Source organism: Phormidesmis priestleyi ULC007 (assembly GCF_001895925.1).
Taxonomy (GTDB): Bacteria; Cyanobacteriota; Cyanobacteriia; order Leptolyngbyales; family Leptolyngbyaceae; genus Phormidesmis_A; species Phormidesmis_A priestleyi_A.
Window position 1 is genome coordinate 17,874 of sequence record NZ_MPPI01000021.1, and the last position, 18,209, is coordinate 36,082.

General features: G+C 48.6%; 16 protein-coding genes. 9 read left to right on the plus strand and 7 right to left on the minus strand.

All coding sequences use genetic code 11. The features are described 5' to 3' along the window. Window positions 1-120 precede the first annotated feature (120 nt). The 3 genes from BRW63_RS16930 to BRW63_RS16940 all read left to right on the plus strand — a co-directional run bounded on the left by BRW63_RS16930 (window position 121) and on the right by BRW63_RS16940 (window position 4,494). Entirely contained in the window at window positions 121-891 is a 771-nt protein-coding gene (locus BRW63_RS16930) for an ABC transporter ATP-binding protein (RefSeq protein ID WP_073073179.1), read from the plus strand. Window positions 892-1,032: 141 nt separating this feature from the next. Continuing rightward, window positions 1,033-3,840 (plus strand): ATP-binding protein, encoded by a 2,808-nt coding sequence (locus BRW63_RS16935; RefSeq protein ID WP_106254062.1) that lies wholly within the window; start codon window positions 1,033-1,035, stop codon window positions 3,838-3,840. 114 nt (window positions 3,841-3,954) lie between these two features. Next, window positions 3,955-4,494, plus strand: a complete 540-nt coding sequence (locus tag BRW63_RS16940) for a fasciclin domain-containing protein (RefSeq protein ID WP_219898602.1) — start codon at window positions 3,955-3,957, stop codon at window positions 4,492-4,494. Window positions 4,495-4,496: 2 nt separating this feature from the next. Here the strand turns inward: BRW63_RS16940 and BRW63_RS16945 are convergent, their stop codons facing one another. Next, on the minus strand, window positions 4,497-5,201 hold the full coding sequence (locus BRW63_RS16945; protein WP_073073184.1) for a bacteriorhodopsin: 705 nt from the start codon (window positions 5,199-5,201) through the stop codon (window positions 4,497-4,499). 367 nt (window positions 5,202-5,568) lie between these two features. Here BRW63_RS16945 and BRW63_RS16950 point away from each other — a divergent pair, with 367 nt between their 5' ends. After that, a complete protein-coding gene (locus tag BRW63_RS16950; RefSeq protein ID WP_083583013.1) occupies window positions 5,569-7,515 on the plus strand; it encodes a sensor histidine kinase in 1,947 nt (648 codons plus the stop codon). A 35-nt stretch (window positions 7,516-7,550) separates the two neighbouring features. Here the strand turns inward: BRW63_RS16950 and BRW63_RS16955 are convergent, their stop codons facing one another. The 6 genes from BRW63_RS16955 to BRW63_RS16980 all read right to left on the minus strand — a co-directional run bounded on the left by BRW63_RS16955 (window position 7,551) and on the right by BRW63_RS16980 (window position 13,513). Next, a complete protein-coding gene (locus tag BRW63_RS16955; protein ID WP_073073186.1) occupies window positions 7,551-9,314 on the minus strand; it encodes a M61 family metallopeptidase in 1,764 nt (587 codons plus the stop codon). Beyond that, on the minus strand, window positions 9,311-10,000 hold the full coding sequence (locus tag BRW63_RS16960; RefSeq protein WP_073073192.1) for a Crp/Fnr family transcriptional regulator: 690 nt from the start codon (window positions 9,998-10,000) through the stop codon (window positions 9,311-9,313). Before BRW63_RS16960 ends, BRW63_RS16955 begins: the two co-directional genes overlap by 4 nt. Window positions 10,001-10,060: 60 nt before the next feature. Next, window positions 10,061-10,933 (minus strand): 3'(2'),5'-bisphosphate nucleotidase CysQ family protein, encoded by an 873-nt coding sequence (locus BRW63_RS16965; RefSeq protein ID WP_073073194.1) that lies wholly within the window; start codon window positions 10,931-10,933, stop codon window positions 10,061-10,063. A gap of 91 nt (window positions 10,934-11,024) precedes the next feature. Further along, window positions 11,025-11,378, minus strand: coding sequence for a DUF1257 domain-containing protein (locus BRW63_RS16970; RefSeq protein ID WP_073073196.1), 354 nt, complete (start codon window positions 11,376-11,378; stop codon window positions 11,025-11,027). A gap of 154 nt (window positions 11,379-11,532) precedes the next feature. Continuing rightward, entirely contained in the window at window positions 11,533-13,041 is a 1,509-nt protein-coding gene (gene ycf46 / locus BRW63_RS16975) for a stress-responsive protein Ycf46 (protein ID WP_073073289.1), read from the minus strand. Between the two features lie 121 nt (window positions 13,042-13,162). After that, on the minus strand, window positions 13,163-13,513 hold the full coding sequence (locus tag BRW63_RS16980; protein ID WP_073073198.1) for a hypothetical protein: 351 nt from the start codon (window positions 13,511-13,513) through the stop codon (window positions 13,163-13,165). A gap of 109 nt (window positions 13,514-13,622) precedes the next feature. Here BRW63_RS16980 and BRW63_RS16985 point away from each other — a divergent pair, with 109 nt between their 5' ends. From BRW63_RS16985 to BRW63_RS17005, 5 genes are all read left to right on the plus strand, one after another. Continuing rightward, entirely contained in the window at window positions 13,623-14,138 is a 516-nt protein-coding gene (locus tag BRW63_RS16985) for a hypothetical protein (RefSeq protein ID WP_073073200.1), read from the plus strand. Between the two features lie 103 nt (window positions 14,139-14,241). Then, a complete protein-coding gene (locus tag BRW63_RS16990) occupies window positions 14,242-15,267 on the plus strand; it encodes a zinc-dependent alcohol dehydrogenase (protein WP_073073293.1) in 1,026 nt (341 codons plus the stop codon). A gap of 62 nt (window positions 15,268-15,329) precedes the next feature. After that, window positions 15,330-15,935 carry a hypothetical protein gene (locus BRW63_RS16995; protein WP_073073201.1) on the plus strand — a complete coding sequence of 202 codons (606 nt, stop codon included), beginning with the start codon at window positions 15,330-15,332 and terminating at the stop codon, window positions 15,933-15,935. 129 nt (window positions 15,936-16,064) lie between these two features. Beyond that, window positions 16,065-17,354, plus strand: coding sequence for an FtsW/RodA/SpoVE family cell cycle protein (locus BRW63_RS17000; RefSeq protein WP_181314414.1), 1,290 nt, complete (start codon window positions 16,065-16,067; stop codon window positions 17,352-17,354). Between the two features lie 116 nt (window positions 17,355-17,470). Beyond that, window positions 17,471-18,208, plus strand: a complete 738-nt coding sequence (locus BRW63_RS17005) for a cytochrome c biogenesis protein CcdA (protein ID WP_073073203.1) — start codon at window positions 17,471-17,473, stop codon at window positions 18,206-18,208. The last annotated feature ends 1 nt before the right edge of the window (window position 18,209 follow it).

The window sequence follows — 18,209 nt, forward strand, 5'->3', positions numbered from 1 at the left end:
AAGTTTCTACCTAAACCCGGATCTAGCCTCTCAGAGGGTGTATTTACCTTTCAGAATGAAAGCTTGTGAGCTGCTCCCCACACGCCGTCTAAAAATCCCTTCATTTCAATAGATTAAAGAATGACTGCCACCCAAATCGATTTACTGCAAAGTGCCGGGAGTGCTTCTCAAGCTAATCTCTCTATCCGTCTTGAGAGAACAGAGGTTAACGCGATCGCCGCTCGTGGCGTAGAGATGGTCTATCAGTCAGGAACCGAGCGGTTTCAAGCACTAAAAAATATCGATTTAGAGGTCAAGTCTGGTGATATCCAGCTTTTAATGGGGCCATCGGGTTCTGGCAAAACGACGCTACTCTCAATTTTGGCAGGCATTCTCACCCCTACATCTGGAAGTGTAAGCCTGCTCGGAGAAGAAATCTCTAAGCTATCTAGCTCAAAATTGGCGAAGTTTCGGCTTGAAAACATCGGCTTCATCTTTCAGGGGTTTAATTTATTTCCAGCGTTGACTGCCCTAGAAAATGTTGAGGTTGCCCTTAACCTTAAAGGCATTCGTCGCGCGGCTGCTCATCGTCAAGCTTTAGACTTGTTAGATCAGGTGGGGCTGTCTCAGCAAGCAAAACGGCACCCTCAAGATCTCTCAGGCGGCCAAAAGCAGCGCGTCGCGATCGCCCGTGCCCTGGCAGGAAATCCGCGTTTGATTATGGCAGATGAACCGACTGCCGCCCTCGACTCTCATAATGGTCACGCCGTGATCGAGCTATTGCGAAACTTAGCGAAAGAGAAAGGACGCACCGTTTTGATCGTCACCCACGATCCCCGAATCATTGATGTTGCAGATAGTGTTGCTTATCTAGAAGATGGAGTCTTAAAGTCAGGTGTGAGAACTCGATAAGTAAGGTAAAAAGTGGGAGATGTCGTTTCTTCTGGCTGAAAACCCGATCCCCTGATTTTCGTTTAGCAGAAAGGGGCACTCTGATGAAGAAGACGTGAACGGTTAATCTTTTCAAGTCTTCTTCACCAGCCAGCCCCTCTTGTGAAACTATCGCGCCTCGTTCCTCCGTTAAAATTTGTGCGATCGCTAACGGTTTCTCTCAACGGGATTCTCGTAGCATCTTTTGTATTGCAAATTTCTGCGATCGCAGGTTTAGTGGGGTGGCTATCGGTTCGTAACGATCACCAAGCGATCGCAGGCTTGGCGATGCGATTGCACAGTGAAACAAATTTGCAGGTCACTCAGCATTTAAATGAGTATTTGGGTCGAGTGCATTTGGTCGATCAGACAAACCGCGATGCGCTGCAAATCGGGCTGATTACGCCGTCTAACTTAGAAGAGATGCAGCGCCTTTTTCTCAAAGAAGTTCAAACGTTTAAGGTGAGCTATGTCAACTTTGTTAGCCCGTTAGGAGAATATGCGGGGGCAGGCTATGCCTCAAGCGAAACAATTACAACCAGCGAGATTAACAAAGCAGCCCTCAAAAAATCTTACGATTACGAAGTCGATCAGTTCGCTAGACGAACAAAGGTACACAGCATCACCCAATACGATCCTCAAGCTGAGAGTTGGTATATCGAAGCGGTGAAGGCAGGTCGTCCGGTTTGGAGCCAAATCTATCAGTGGGATGACATGCCAGAAGTGACTTCGATTAGCTCTGGCTATCCTCTCTATGATTCAAAAAAGAAGCTGATTGGCGTGTTAGGCGTTGATCTCGTCCTTTCAGATATTTCTAAATCGCTGCGAAAACTGCCTGTAAGTCGATCGGGCGCAGTGTTTATTGTCGAACGATCGGGGTTACTCGTCGCGAGTTCTTCCTCTGAGCCAGTGACGATGATTGTCAATAAAAAAGCCGAGCGACTATCGGCATTTAATAGTGGAGATGTGCAGATTCGCTCAACGATGAAGCAGTTAGTGCAGAAGTTTGGCAGTCTTGAGCAGATTCACAGCAAGCAGAGTTTAGAAGTCTCGATCTCATCCCAAAATTCTTTAGAAACCAAGGCAGTCGATGATCACTATGTGCAAGTCACCCCTTGGCAAGATCAAAAAGGACTGGATTGGCTGCTGATCTCGATCGCACCAGAGTCGGAATTTACTGGGAAAGTCGATGCCCAAAAGCAAGTCGGAGTTCTCTTGTGTGTGATTGCAGTGATGGTTGCGATTACGATCGCTATGCTAATTGCCCGGTGGCTGACAGCACCCATTTTGCGGTTTAGTCAAGCCTCAAAAGCGCTGGCTTCGCTGCTTGCTTCTGGCAAAACTGCGACCGAAGAACTTAGTCAAGGGGTCAATGTCAATATTGGCATTCCGATTCGCATCAGAGAGTTAGATCGGTTGGCAACGTCATTTAATCAAATGACAAAGCAGCTTCAAACGTCGTTTCAAACCTTGGCGACTGCTAACGAAAATTTAGAAGTGCGAGTGGAAGAACGCACCGCAGAACTTAGATTGAGAAGCAATATCACCAGTCAAATTCGCAAGTCTTTGGATTTAGATACAATTTTGCAAACGGCTGTGATTGAGATTCGCGCCTTGATGCACATCGATCGCTGCACCTTTGTTTGGTATAACCCTCATACCCAGCCCGCTATCTGGGAAGCCGTCACAGAATCTAAGCTACCGACGATTAGAAGTGCCCTGGGTTCCTATTCTAAAAAGTTTGCAGGCGTGTTAGGAGAAGAATTTCTCAAGTTTCAAACCATTCAATTAGATGATGTGTCTCAATTACCTGCACCATTGTCGCGGCGGTTGCTGCGATCGCTTGACTGCACCTCGTTTTTAGGGTTGCCCATGCAAAAAGACCGTGAAGTGGTGGGCGTGGTCATTTGTACCCATACGCGAGGGAGCCGCCCCTGGAAGCCAGAAGAGGTAAAACTGCTTAGAGGTGTGATCGATCAGTTAGCGATCGCCATGAGTCAAGCAGAACTTTATGCCGAAGCCCAAAACAATGCCCAAGTCGCCCAAACTCAGGCAATGCGACTCGCGGCTGCCATCAAAGAATTGCAGCAAACTCAGGCACAACTGATTCAAACCGAGAAGATGTCTAGTTTGGGGCAGATGGTCGCTGGCATTGCTCATGAGATCAACAATCCGGTCAGCTTTATCTATGGAAATTTGATTCATGCCGAAGAGTATGCTCAAAGTCTGCTGCGGCTCGTGAGCCTTTATCAACAGCACTGTCCTGATCCGTCTCGTGAAATCGAAGCTGAAATAGAGGCGATCGACCTGGAGTTTTTGACCGACGATCTACCCAAGATGTTTCAATCGATGCAGATTGGGGCAGAGCGCATTCAACAAATTGTGCAATCTTTGCGGACGTTTTCTCGATTAGACGAGTCAGACTTTAAGACCGTCAACCTGCACGAAGGCATCGACAGCACCTTGATGATTTTAGAAAGTCGCCTGAAGGCAATCTCGACCCGTCCAGCGATTCAAGTCATTAAACACTATGGTCAACTGCCGTCAGTCCAGTGTTACGCCGGGGATTTAAATCAGGTGTTTTTGAATATTTTGATGAATGCGATCGAGGCGTTAGAACCTCATTCTCAGGCTCAAGATTTGCCCGCGATCGCGATCAAGACAGAAGTTGTGGATCACGATCGCGTGACGATTACAATCAGCGACAACGGCATGGGCATGAGCGAGACGGTGCGATCTAAGATTTTTGATCCGTTTTTTACGACTAAACCGATCGGCAAAGGCACCGGGCTGGGGCTTTCGGTCAGCTATCAAATTGTGACTGAACGCCATCAAGGCCAGCTTAATTGTATCTCTGAGCCAGGTGCAGGTGCCCAGCTTGTGATTACGATTCCGATCAGGCAAGCGCAAAGCGCCCATCCTACGATTTAGCGATATCCCACTTGTGGAAGACGTTCTATGCCGTCTCAGTTCCTACTGTTGATGAGAAATTAGAAGTTCCTCTTAATAATGCAAAATCGACTTCTGGCAAACCACACAAGACTGATGAGCGTGCTGCTCACGAGTTTGCTGATGCTGCCGATCGCAACTTCTTGCGCGCCTCAACCAGCACAAGCACCCACTGCTTCAGTGATGACTTCTCCAACTTCTTCGCCAACGCCGCAAGCGAGAGGAACGATCGTGGAGGTTGCGGCTGCCAATCCTGCGCTGAGAAACCTGACTGCCGCAATTCAGGCAGGAGGGTTAACCGCGACTCTTAAAGGTCAGGGGCCGTTCACGGTATTTGCCCCCACCGATCAAGCATTCTCAGCAGTGCCTGCGGCGACACGACAACAGCTATTGCAGCCTCAAAATCGCAAAACCCTGACTCGAATTTTGTCTTATCATGTCGTGCCTGGTGAGTTGTCTTCAAGTCAGCTTCAACCTGGAGCCATTAAGACCCTTGAAGGGCAAACTCTAGCGGTTCAAACTGGAAGTCAAGTGACCGTTAACGACGCTAGAGTTACTCAGCCTGATATTCAAGCGAGCAATGGCGTAATTCATGTCATCGATCGCATCATTGTGCCGCCTGACGTGAAGCTTTAGGGCTATCTTAAAACTCTCTCCTGAACATGCTGCGGAACTTCGCTCGTTTGCTCTAGCTGACGCAAAGAATTCAGTGAGAGAAACCCAAACCCAACCTTAGCCGCCAAATCTAGCAGGGTGTAAGACATCGTTTCTGCACTGCTATCAATCACGCTATAGCCAGTCTTTGCCAGCATCCACACGATCGGATAAGCAGTCCACAGCACCAGATGCACGGTGAGCAGTTTGCCAAACACCTTCTTGCCTCTAGGATGTTGCTGGGCTGCTTCTTTGCGATAGTGGTGCAGCAACAGGTAAACCAGCCCTAAATATGCACCACAGCTTACAAAATACCAAATGTAGCTGGTGGGTTTGGGCGAGATTGTGGCGACAAACCCCGTTGCGATCATATAAATATCTGCACCTACCATGCCGGCCGCGATCGGCAAGCTAGTGCCTCCGAGAAAACTGAGCAGCACGAGAGTTAATGGTGTAGACAAAGACCAGGTGACATAGCGAACCCAATAAGTCGGACGGCTATAAATGACATTAAAACCTTGACCCAAGACCATCGCCAGATAAAGCCCTGCTGCGATCGCGGCGATAAAAAAGTTAATCGTGTAGACAATCCGCCAAGCCTCGTTTTTGGCATTATTTGCGCCAAAGCCAAACGCGATCGCTCCTAAAGTCATGCCCACACATCCGATCAAGAGCCAATTTTGAGTCATTGGTGGTTCCTATCCAGTTCGTTCTTATAAAAACAAAAACCTTCGATATAGTTTAAGGAACAAATAATAGAAATCCGTCTGACCAATGGAATAACTTGACTGCCTCAGATAGAATTTCTGGCGAACACATATTAATAAAGAAAGATTTTGTTCCCTCAGTGAAAGCACTGAATCCAACGCCAGTTTTTTTAGGCTACGTTAGTGTTGGCGTTAAGTTTCTCAGAATTCTCCGTACAAACTCTTAGACGGTCTTAACTTAACAAATAAATGTAGTATTTACTACTTGAATTTTTTCTAACATTACAGTATTTCTAGTTAAACATTGATATAAAACTTTTGGAGATACTCAGGGAACTGTCACGACGAGATGAGTCAACCGATTGGTAGAGCTTCAGTAGATATGGATATTACCGATCGTAAACACACCAAAGCCGCTCTGCACACGCTCAACACTCACCTAGAGCAACAGGTGCAAGAACGCACGGCCGAACTTCTTCGCGCCAACCAAGAACTGGCAAACGAAGTTCTACAGCATCAGTTACAGATTCAGCGCAGCAAAGCCCTGAATCGGGTGATTCAGACTATTCGTAACTCGCTTGATTTAGAGACTGTGTTTGCGACCGCAACCACAGAATTTGTCGAGTTACTGCAAGCCGATCGCGTTGGCATTATGCAATTTTTGCCAGACCAACAGATTTGGCAAAATGTGTCTGACTATGATATCGATGTCAACTCACCCAGCTTGTTGGGGATGACGGTTCCTGATCAGGGAAATGCGATCGCAACTCGCCTAAAGCAATTAGAGATTATTCGCATCAGCCATCACAAACAGGATGCAAACTCGCTCGATCGATTAGCTGACACGACGGCTGGGTCGTGGCTAATTGTGCCCCTTCAGGTGGATGGTGCGCTGTGGGGTAGCTTAAATTTACTGCGAAAGGCTTCTTTACCCTGGCAAGAGTCAGACGTTGAACTGGTGTGTGATGTGGTGGATCAATTAGCGATCGCCATTCAACAAGCCGAACTGCATCGCCAAGTTCAGCAATTGAATATCAATTTAGAACGACAGGTGCAAACGCGAACGGCTCAACTTCAACTCGCCTACGATTTTGAGGCGACGCTGAAACAAATTACTGATCAGGTCAGAGACTCTCTTGATGAAGATCAGATTCTTGAAAGTGCGGTCAAAGCATTAGCAAAACGGCTCGGTGTCGGCTGCTGTAATGCGGCAATTTTTGATATCGAACAGGGCACCTCAACCATTCGTTATGAATATGCAGCCGGAATTCCGCCTTCGATGGGCAAAGTCTCTCAACTGGCAGATTTTCCAGAGATTTATGAGCAACTTTTGCAGGGTCATCACTTCCAATTTTGCTCTCTGTTAGCTCACCCAGAGCGGGGCACCGTATCGATGTTTGCTTGCCCAATCTTGGACGACAATGGGGTTTTGGGCGATTTGTGGCTGGTTAATCAGTCTTTTTATGAGTTTAACGATCAAGACATTCGCTTAGTGCAGCAAGTTGCCAATCAGTGCGCGATCGCGATTCGTCAAGCGCGTCTCTTTCAGGCGGCTCAGGCACAGGTGAAAGAACTAGAGCGGCTAAATCGTCTCAAAGACGACTTTCTCAGCACGGTGTCTCACGAATTGCGGACTCCGATGGCAAACATCAAAATGGCAATTCACATGTTAGACATTATTCTGCGCGATTTGGGGATGTTTAAGACGCGGGAAAATCCGCTCGATCGCTATTTTCGAGTGCTCAAAGATGAGTGTCAGCGTGAAATTAACTTGATTGATGATTTGCTAGATCTCGCCCAGTTAGATTCGCAGCAAACGTCTTTAACTCTGAGCGAAGTGTCTCTACAGTCTTGGCTTCCTAAAGCTGTGGAGCCATTTTTAGCTCGTGCCCACAATCAGCAGCAAGGGTTAGAAATAGAGATTGCTGCCAGCCTGCCAACCGTGAAAACTGACCTATCTTATTTGGAGCGAACGTTAGCAGAGTTGCTCAATAATGCTTGCAAATATACGCCCGTAGGTGAGCAGATCTCAATTTCTGCATCTGTGGATGATCAAAGTGAATCGGAGGCTGTTGTGGTTCGCGTTTGCAATTCGGGGGTTGAGATTCCGATCAGTGAGCACGATCGGATTTTTGACAAGTTTTATCGCATTCCCAATAGTGACCCGTGGAAGCATGGCGGAACCGGGTTGGGATTGGCGCTGGTGAAAAAGCTAGTTGAGCGATTAGAAGGCGCGATTCACGTCGAAAGCTGTCCGGGAAAAACCACGTTTGTAGTGCAATTACCGATCGCGTAGGAACACGGCACGATGGGACACGGCATGCCATGTCCCTATATTGCGATCAACGGCACCCCTAACCAACCCTGAAAATTGCGCTGCTGAATTGTAGACGGTTGCTCGATCGCCAAAACTTGATAATGATTGGGTTGAGGAGCCGCCAGCGTCACCGATCGCACTCGCAGCTCGTCTTGATGAAAAACGGCAACCTCGATCGTATCGCCCGGTTGATAGTCTTTTAGTCGACCGTTGATCTGATCTGCGCCGATTCGCCAGCCGTCGATCGCTAACAATTCATCTCCAGCAACCATTCCTGCTCGCTGCGCTGGAGAACTAAACTCCACAGATTTGATCATCTCGCGCCCGTGTTCTGTTTTGATAGTTACGCCGAGATGAGGCGGACGATCGTCATTTTCGCCATTTGACTGCAAGCGCAACCCAAACCCAGCCAAATACTCATCAAACGGAAGTTCTTCGGTTCCACCCTCGATATAGCGATTAAAGAAATCGGTCAGATCAAACCCCGCAACTAACTCGATCGTGGCTTTAAGTTGTTCAGGCGTAAAGCCAATTTCATCTTTTCCAAATTGCTTCCACATCTGGCGCATCACGTCGTCAAACGATCGCTCATTGCCATGCTTGATCCGAATTCCTAAATCAAGCAACAGAGTCACCATTTCCCCTTTCAAGTAATAGGAAATCTGAGAATTGGCACTATTGGCATCGGGTCGATAAAGCTTAATCCAGGCATCAAAGCTAGATTCGCTCAACGGTTGCACGAGTCGCCCCGGAGTCATTAGATAGCGCGTAATTTCTTGACTTAAGGATTTTAGATAAGTCTTCGCATCGTAGATTCCCGCTCGATAAGGAAGAATCAGATCATAAAAGCTCGTCGTTCCTTCACTAAACCAGAGAGATGGTGTGTAATTTTCTCGCTCATAATCAAATACTTCTAACCCTTTGGGACGAATTCGCTTCACGTTCCACAGGTGAAAAAATTCGTGGGCGACGAGTTGCATAAAGCGATCGTATTTATCCTTCGCCCGAAATCCCATCCGCGAATAAATCAGCGAACAACTATCTTTATGCTCTAACCCACCAAAGCCGCTAGAGGTGAGATGCAGTAAGAAGAGATAGCGATCGTAGGGCAATCCCCCAAACAACTCAGCTTCGACTTGAATAATCTTTTGGGTATCGTGAATGATGCGATCGGGGTCAACATTTCCCTGTCCCCAAATCGCTAATTCATGGGGCTTTCCCATCGCCTCAAATGGGTAGATTTGGTGATGCCCAATCTCAAAGGGACTGTCTACTAATGTGTCGAAATCTTTTGCTTCAAAAGTGTTGAGGTGTCCCGGCACTGCTGGAAGTGGCGTGACGATGTGCCAGTCCGATCGCGGCAAAACAATCTCGACTTGAATCGATTGTTTCTCAAAACCTGGCACATAGAGAAAGAGCGCTGCCCCATTAAAATAGCCGTGAGTTTCGTCTAGATGATTAGTTCGCACGGTTAATTCATTGGCAAAGATGCGATAGTGCACCACGATTTCACTTGTGCCTTGAGTGTCAATCTGCCAGTGATTTTTTTGCACCTTACGCCACGAAAGTGCCGCTTCTCCACGAGCCGCAAAATCTTGCAAATGTCTAGAATATTCCCGCACTAGGTACGAGCCGGGAGTCCAGACGGACATTCTCAACTCTAACGTTGGCTGCTCCCAGCCTCGCACATAGAGCGTGATCTCAAACAGATGCGACTCTGGCTGAGACATCGACACCTGATAAGAAAGGCTGAAGGGGCGAGGCTTAGGTAAATTCACTTCCGACCAATCAAGCTCATTAACTGCTTTAAGTTTATTAGATGAATGACCTGCTGACTGGGATTTATCTTGATCCATCCTTTGCTATCTAGCTTCTCCAAAATCTTCGTGGTGTCCTCAACACTAATATCCGCCACATCCGAAAAATCTTTAGGCGGGATGTTAAAAATATCAGTGCTGTTTCTCGACTCTTGACCGTAATTTTCAGCCAAAGACACCAACGTATTCACAAGTTTGATCGCAGGCGGCTGATTGCGGAGTTGAAACCGAATATTTGTTTGGCGAAGTCTTTTGACCATAAGTTGCAGCATTCGATGGTGCAACTGAGGATCTTTGAATAGGGTTTGAATGAATCGTTGAGCCGAGATGCTCATCAGACGAACGTTTGAGAGGGCGATCACATCGGTCGATCGGGGCGATTCATCTAAAATTGCCATTTCGCCAAAGAAGTCACCCCGACCCAAAATCGCCAGAGTCGAGACATTTTCACCCGTTCCTGAGTGACGACGTACTTTTACCCAGCCAGAAACCACGAAATAAACGGCATTACCCCAAGCGTCTTCCATTAAGACGGCTCTGTCACTGGGGTATTCATGCTCGGTGGCGACAGACAACAGCCAGTCAAGCGTTTCTGGGTTTGCCGCCGCGAGTAAGGGAAAAAGCTCACTGAAAACTTCGGTCTGCATGAAAAGATCTTCAGGATAGAACGGTGTTGAGAAATTAAAAAACGCCTTAGGGCTCCCTCTCTACAATCGTGATTGCTCAGATTGGAGGATCTGGGCGATCGCAGCCCTCATTCTAGGCAACAGCGACTCTATATAGGATGCCCAACCAATGACGATAGATTGCTGGTGTGCCAAACTTTCTAAATCCATCGCATCAGGGGCATAGCTGATCGGATTTCCATCTAAGTCACAGCAGACCAATCCTGCGGTCTTCGCTAACGCCAATGGCCCGACAGTATCCCAAATCTTCACTCGCCCATTCAGATAAAGATACATTCCAGCGTGACCGAGAATCACATTCATCACCTTCAACCCAAAGCTTCCTTGAGAAAAGCCAAATTTGATCTCTGGGACTTTATCCGCGATCGCATCTCCAAAATGGTGCCGATCCTTAACGCCAATGACCACGGTTTGAGCGCCCGAAGATTTGGGTTCACCGATCGAGATCGGCTCAGGAGCCATGTCTCCGATCGCTTGCCATAAGCCCAGATCCTTGCCCCCAAAATAGCTCATGTCGGATTCTGGTGCATAGATCCAACCTGCGATCGGATATTCATTTTCCAGCAGTCCGACCATGACCGCATAGTCTTTCTGCCTGTGAATGAAATCATCCGTGCCATCGAGCGGATCGATACACCATAGCCGCGAATAACGTTCTTGAAAGCGCTGTCTCGATGCTGCATTCTCTTCAGTGATCACGCCGTCTTGAGGAAACAGAGCAGAAAATTCAGCCGTGAGTTGGCGATCGAGCATCTGATCGACATTCGTGACAAAATCACCCGGCCCCTTTTGAAAGACTTGCAGCCCTTCTGTTGCCATTTGTTTTGCTTGCTGTCCACACGATCGTAGCAGCGATCGAATCTTAATATCTAAGTCTTTGTCCAAGGGCTTCATGGCAGATCAGTGACGGCAGCAGTGCTATTTTGGCACAAAAAAACGGGCTAACCTCATGGTTAACCCGTCAGCTTGGGAACGCGCAGAGAGACTAGTTTTGCAGAACTACTTGAACGTTCGCGTTTTGAAGACCAGGACGACTGACTTGAGACAAGGTTTTGTTAACTGCGTACTTCTGGTTGATGGAGTTGATCAACTCGGTCTGGTTGTGCTTCTTAGCAACACCCCAGAGGTCAGCAATCAAGTCGAAAGAACCATCAGCATTGCGAGACCAGCCCAAATCATATTCGCCGTCGAGAATGGCAACGATGTCAGAGCGAACGCGCTGACCGTTATAGCCACGAACGTCAGCTTCGGTCTTGACGTTGATGCCCAGGTCACGCAGAGAGGACTTGAGGATTTCAGCGTCGGTAATCTTGGTGCGCAGAGTGCTAAAGTGAGACATTGGGTTTCCTCCGTGGAAATTTGAAAACAACAACAACGTTTAGTTAGCTATTCGCTCTTAGCGCTCAGAGATGACTGATGGCTAATTGCTCTTTTGAAACCACTAGCAGAGATTTGCTGCTAGTCTTTCCTCCTGTGGGAGCAGGAGAAAGCTTCTAGAACTCAAGTCGCTGATATTCGGCGACTGAGGACGCAGCAGGTCGCGCTCGCTGCCTAGCCCAATCCCGTAGGGCTGTTACCTGCTCGGTCATGGTCTTGGATAGCGGCATGGTGGCTCGACTTGCCGCAATGATATCCAACTGGGTAAACTCTCTGTCTTGCGCGAATGCTTCATACATCGCGGCGACTAATGCTTGCTCGATCTCGGCACCAGAGAAGCCGTCGCAGACATTGGCTAGCTGATCTAAGTCAAATCGCTCGATTTCTCGACGACGCTTAGATAAGTGAATTCTGAAAATGTCTTTCCGCTCTTCGGCGTTGGGCAGATCGACAAAGAAGAGTTCGTCGAAACGTCCTTTTCTGAGAAACTCTCCGGGAAGACGCTCTACACGGTTGGCGGTTGCCATCACAAACACAGGAGAGGTTTTTTCCTGCATCCAAGTGAGGAACGATCCGAAGATCCGGCTTGAGGTGCCACCGTCTGAGTCAGCCGACCCAGTGCTGCCCGCAAAGGCTTTGTCCATCTCGTCGATGAAGAGAATGGCTGGAGAAATTGATTCGGCAGTTTTTAGAGCGTTGCGGAGATTGGCTTCCGATCGACCCACCATTGAGCCGTCATAAACCCGTCCCATATCTAGGCGCAGCAGGGGTAAACCCCAAAGTCTAGACGTGGTTTTGGCAATCAGTGACTTACCACAACCCGGCACACCTAGAATCAGCATTCCTTTAGGTTGAGGCAGACCATATTCTCTAGCCCGCTCGGTAAATGCGTCAGAGCGTTGCTTTAACCAGCGCTTTAGCTCTTCAAGCCCACCGACAGACTCGATCGTCTCGTCTTCTTCGATATACTCCAGGATGCCGTTTCGACGAATCAGTTGCTTCTTCTCAGAGAGAACAATATCAACTTCTTCCTCTGTGAGGCGACCTGCTGTGACTTGAGCTTTACGATAAACCTTTTCCGCTTCGTCTCGCGTCAGCCCTAAGGCAGCCTTTAAAAGTTTTTCGCGAGTCTCGGTTGTGATGCGACGGGTTTTATTTTGATCTAACTGCTGCGTGAGAACTTGATTTAGCTCTCCCATGCTGGGCATTGCAAAATCAATGACCGCGACTTCTTTCTCAAGCTCGATCGGCACTGTTTGCACCGGAGACATCAGCAAAATAGTTTTCTGAGTGCCTTTGAAACTAGCAACCGCATCTCGCAGCCACCGATTTACGGCAGGTGAGTCAATGAACGGGTGCAGGTCTTTGAAGACGAAGATGCCTGGCTCTTTCTGCCTCATCACCCACTCGATCGCAGCTTCCGGGGAAACCGTATTGTGTTGAGTGACGTTGCGGGGCTGACCATACTCAACGATTCCGTGAGTGACCGTCCAGAGAAAGACTCGACGGAGAGGCTTGGCTTGGGCGATCGTCGCGATTGTCTGTTCAGCCCGTTCCTCTTCTGAGGTCACCAGGTAGATTAGAGGATATTGAGCTTGTATGAGAATGTTTAGCTCTTCTTGCATAACCACCGAACCCATAAGAAACGGCTCAGACCGATCGAATAAGATTTTCTCAAACTTTAGTTAAGCGCACTACAGAGCAGTGAATATAACGAGAGCAGTGAGAACCTTTAAATTAAAAACATTAGCAGGGGACGAGTTCGCCCTCTCCTTGATTACCCGCAGCAGAACCGACTTTCTGAGGCTTACCAACTGGAAGCTCGTCATCGACAGTTACACCAGATTGCTTGCCTAAAGCAACAATTTCACCATCCTTAAGAGTGACGGGAGACGTACACTCAGGACAGTTGTAAATCCGGTGAGCTTGCCCGTGAACTCCTTCTAGTTGCTCAACCATTTCAGGGTGAGTCAAGTAGAAAATAAGGGCTTTTTCTGCTAGGGCTGACATTGCCTCGGCAGCGACAGCCGCTCTAATTTTTAGCTGACGGTGCAGTTCTGGCGGAAGATACAACGTGACTTTTTGCTTGTCTTGCATAGGACTCTCGGTCGTTTTACCCGGGTATATCAGTAAAGATATGGGTTATATCTGAAGCTGTCAAGATGCTAAGCCAGCATGACAGCATTATTGTTACATTCGTTTACAAATGAGTATTAATCTCTCGCCTTTAATTCGCAAATCCCATATCGTACAGTTCTCGCTAGGACTGGTTTTGACGGTTTTTCTGATGAGCTGTGGCTCAAATGACTCGACCTCAAGCACAACTTGGAAAATTTATAAAAATGAGCGGTTTGGGTTTGAGTTTCCTTATCCCGATCGCTGGGTGATGTCGATTCCACCAGAAAACCGAGATGGAATTGCGTTTGGTGATCCCCAAAATCCAGACGTAGAGATTCGCGGCTGGGCAGCTTATGAGCGATCGTTTATGCGCGATCGTAAAAAGCAGCCGTCCATCCCGGCTCCTCTCAATTTCAAAACACTACAGGGTGTGCCGGGAAACCTGGATGCAAAGATTGGCGCAGAATCAAGTTCGTTAACGCTGACTCTGGTGCACGAAGGAACCCGCTATTATTGGCGCGGCAGTACCCCAAACCAAAAATTTGCTGATTACTTCCGATTTTTTAACTACATTGCCAGCCATTATCGAGTCTCTGCAAAATAGAACGATCACGAGAGGGCCCAGCAGTGCGATGCTCCTACAAATCGGTTGCGTAAATCAAATTGGGATAAGATTTTGGAGCAATCAGTTCAGAGAGTCGATCGCTTTGTTAGCAGCCCTCCTCTATGGTCAAGAAGACCTCCGTTTAGAAACCGTTCCTGACCCAACTCCGGCTGACGGGGAGGTTGTCATCGAAGTTGGAGCCGCCACCACCTGTGGCACCGATTTAAAGGTTTGGCGACGAGGCGGACATGCCAAGATGCTGAAGCCGCCGACTCTGTTTGGGCACGAAGCCGCCGGGCAAATTGTGGCACTTGGAGCAGGCGTGATTGGTTGGAACGTCGGTGATCGTGTCGTTGCCAATAATTCTGCCCCGTGCATGACCTGTTTTTTTTGTCAGCGTCAAGAATTTTCTCTCTGCACTAATCTGACCTTTAATAACGGCACTTTCGCAAAGTATCTCAAGGTTCCTGCGCTGATCGTGCAACACAATCTCCTCTCAGTCCCGGCGGGTTTATCAGATGCGATGGCAGCGATGACTGAGCCATTAGCCTGTGTGCTGCACGGTGTAGCACGATCAAATGTCAAACCGGGCGATCGGGTCGTGCTGTTAGGGGATGGTGCGATCGGGCTAATGTTTGTGGCCGCTTTGGCAAAACAATCTGCCGAGGTGTTTTTGTTTGGCGGCAGTGATTCTCGGTTGGATATTGGCAAAAAATTTGGCGCGGCTAAAACATTTAACTATCGGCAAGTGCCCGATTTGCCGAACTTAGTTCGTGACTTAACCGATGGCTGGGGCGCAGATATCGCGATCGAGGCGACGGGCGTTCCATCTGCTTGGGAAACGGCGATCGCCTGTGTCCGCCCAGGTGCCACCGTCAATTTGTTTGGCGGCTGCCCGCGTGACACAACAATTACCGTCAACACCGAACAACTCCACTACAATGAACTGACTCTAAAAGGGGTGTTCCACAATACGCCTGAGTTTGTTAGGGCTGCGCTTGCCCTCATTGCGAGTCACACTGTTCCGTTTGAGTTGCTGATCAGCGATCACCAACCTTTAAAGAACTTAGAGCAGGTGTTTCAAGATATGAAGCAGCGCAAAGTCGTAAAAGTGGCGATCGTGCCCTAGATTATCAAGGCTGAATTGCTAGCGATCGAGAAGACTATCTGTTTGTAGCGGTGGAGTGTGAGATGAACGGAATTCGATTTGGCTCACTGTTAGGACTTGGAGGATTTGGACTTCTGCTTCTGCTAATTTTAGGAGCCAACCCAGCCAGGGCACTACCTGGACAAACCACCAAAGAAGTGGCGGCATGGATGCAGGCGAACTCAACCTTGCGCCCTAGTCGAGGTGAGAAGTTTTTGGTCACGAAAAGTAATACGGCTGCTCAACGATTCACCTTTGAAGCCTCACTGCTGTCCCCAAGTCGGATCAAACAGTCTCCCAACGCGGGGATCATCCGCAGCGAACGCCTGACATTATTTGATATGCGAAACGGTGTCACCCAAGAACGCCTTAAAGAATCCCTAAGAGCAATTTATGGCTTAGAGGTTGCTCAAGACTTCGATCGCGCCCAAATTATCTACACTTATCCCAGTCAAGTCACCATTCAGCAGGCGATCGCCCAAAACAATCCTCTGTTGGCATCGCTGCAAGGAGAACTCCGTCGAGGTAGCCGATACGCCTACTGGTTAGAAATTGCCCAAACACCCGAAGGTCTAGCTTACGCAGGGCGACTAACCCTACTTCTCAGAGACGATGTAGACCCTTTAGAAGCAGAAATCAGAAATCGATAGACCTGAAGTATCGATTAGTCAGGGTCGAATTTTCTAACTAAGGGTTAACTCGGATGCCAATTGCCATTAACGCCTGTAACCTGACACCTTCACCTTTGAGGTGCCGCCTGTGACTGGAGAGCGATCGCTGTGAAGTTGCGCCAATTAATTCCTTTTTTCGATACGACGGCTCAAGATTGGGCCGCAGAAGCTCGCATTTTGCGGTGGCTGACCTTTCTCTGGCTCTTCGTCGGACTCGTGGTGATGTTTTCAGCCTCTTACCCCGTCGGAGATGCCGACTTTGGCGACGGGCTATATTACATCAAGCGGCAAGCTTTGGCTGTTTTGATTGGCATGGTGGGGTTTAACCTTCTCGTTCATGCACCCCTGCGCTATGTTTTAGGGATCGCTGATTGGTTTCTGCTGATCTTCTTGGGTGTGATTTTGATCACTCTGCTGCCAGGAGTTGGCACCTCGATCGGAGGCGGTGCGCGATGGATTGCGATCGGTCCCTTTCTTCTGCAACCCTCAGAGCTAATCAAACCCTTTCTGGTTTTGCAGTCGGCGCGCATCTTTGGGCAGTGGGAGCGGCTTTCTTGGACAACCCGTATCACCTGGGTGAGCATCTTTTGCGTCATGCTGGTCAGCATTTTGCTTCAGCCAAACCTCAGCACCGCTGCCCTGTGTGGGATTACGCTCTGGCTGATTGCCCTAGCTGCGGGGTTGCCCTACATCTATCTGTGGTGTACTGCCGGGGGTGGGTTGCTGCTGGCAACATTGAGCATCAGCCTGCGAGAATATCAGCGCAAGCGGATCATGTCCTTCATCAATCCGTGGGCTGACCCGTCACAAGATGGCTATCAGTTAATTCAAAGTTTATTGGCGATCGGGTCAGGCGGAACCTTTGGCACAGGGTTCGGACTCTCGCAGCAAAAGATGGGCTATTTACCCATCCAATACACTGACTTTATTTTTGCCATTTTTGCCGAAGAATTTGGCTTGGTTGGCAGCATCTTGCTGCTGATGTTGCTGCTAATTTATGGCACGCTGGCGTTCCTAGTTGCCCGCAAAGCTCGAACCACCGTGCAGCGACTAGTGGCGATCGGCATCATGATTTTAATGGTGGGTCAATCGCTATTGAATATTGGCGTGGCGACTGGGGCGCTTCCCACTACAGGATTACCTCTGCCGTTTTTTAGCTATGGCGGCAGTTCGATGATTTCTAGCTTGATCTCGGCGGCACTTTTGATTCGAGTGGCACGAGAAAGCAGCGAAGCAGAAGTAGTTTCGTTGCCTGAGCGACGTTTAGCCAAACCTGTCTCGACCTCTCAGCCGACTCCCAACTCTGTGAATCGGCGATCGCGACGCAAGCCTTCTTCAGAACCGCAGCCTAAAGCCTCTTCTGAGCCGAAACGATTGAGACCTCGCAACGCGCCTTAAATGGGGTGGGCAGAAGATCGGTAGAATATGAGAGCGCTTGAAATAGCGTAACAATCAAGTCGATGCCCTCAGTCTAAATTCAGAGTGGTCAAGCAAGCCCTGCTCCCCAATTCCTTATGCTAGAAGCCCTTCAAACTCATCTGTATGAGCTAGAGCAGTTTGCCAATCATCTAGTCTCAAACCAGCTCACCCATTTATCTCTGACTAGCGTCGGCGTGATTTTTGCTGCCGGGTTGCTCACGAGTCTGACACCCTGCACGTTATCGATGTTGCCGATCACGATCGGATACATTGGCGGCTATGAAACTAAGAGCCGAATGCAAGCGGCTGCACAATCCATCTGGTTTTCATTAGGGCTGGCAACGACGCTCGCAGGGTTGGGAATTTTTGCAACCGTAGTCGGTCAAGTCTATGGGCAGATTGGAATTGGGCTGCCGATCGTGGTCAGTTTCGTCGCCATCATCATGGGCTTAAATCTCTTAGAAGCCTTGCCCTTAAAGTTGCCTGCGTGGGGCGGCACAGATTGGATTTCGCAAGATTTGCCTGCTGGGGTTCGCTCTTATCTGATCGGGCTAACCTTTGGATTGGTTGCGTCTCCGTGTAGCACTCCCGTTTTAGCGACTTTACTAACGTGGATTTCGACCACTAAAGATCCATTGGTGGGAGGAACTTTGCTGCTGTGCTATACCGCCGGATATGTGGCTCCTCTAGTGTTAGCTGGAACGTTCACCGCTTCAATTAAAAAACTGTTAGAACTGCGGCGCTGGTCGGGTTGGATTAATCCCGTTAGCGGTAGTTTGCTCGTGGGATTCGGTGTATTTTCTTTGCTCTCCAGAATTAACTTTTTTAATTAAA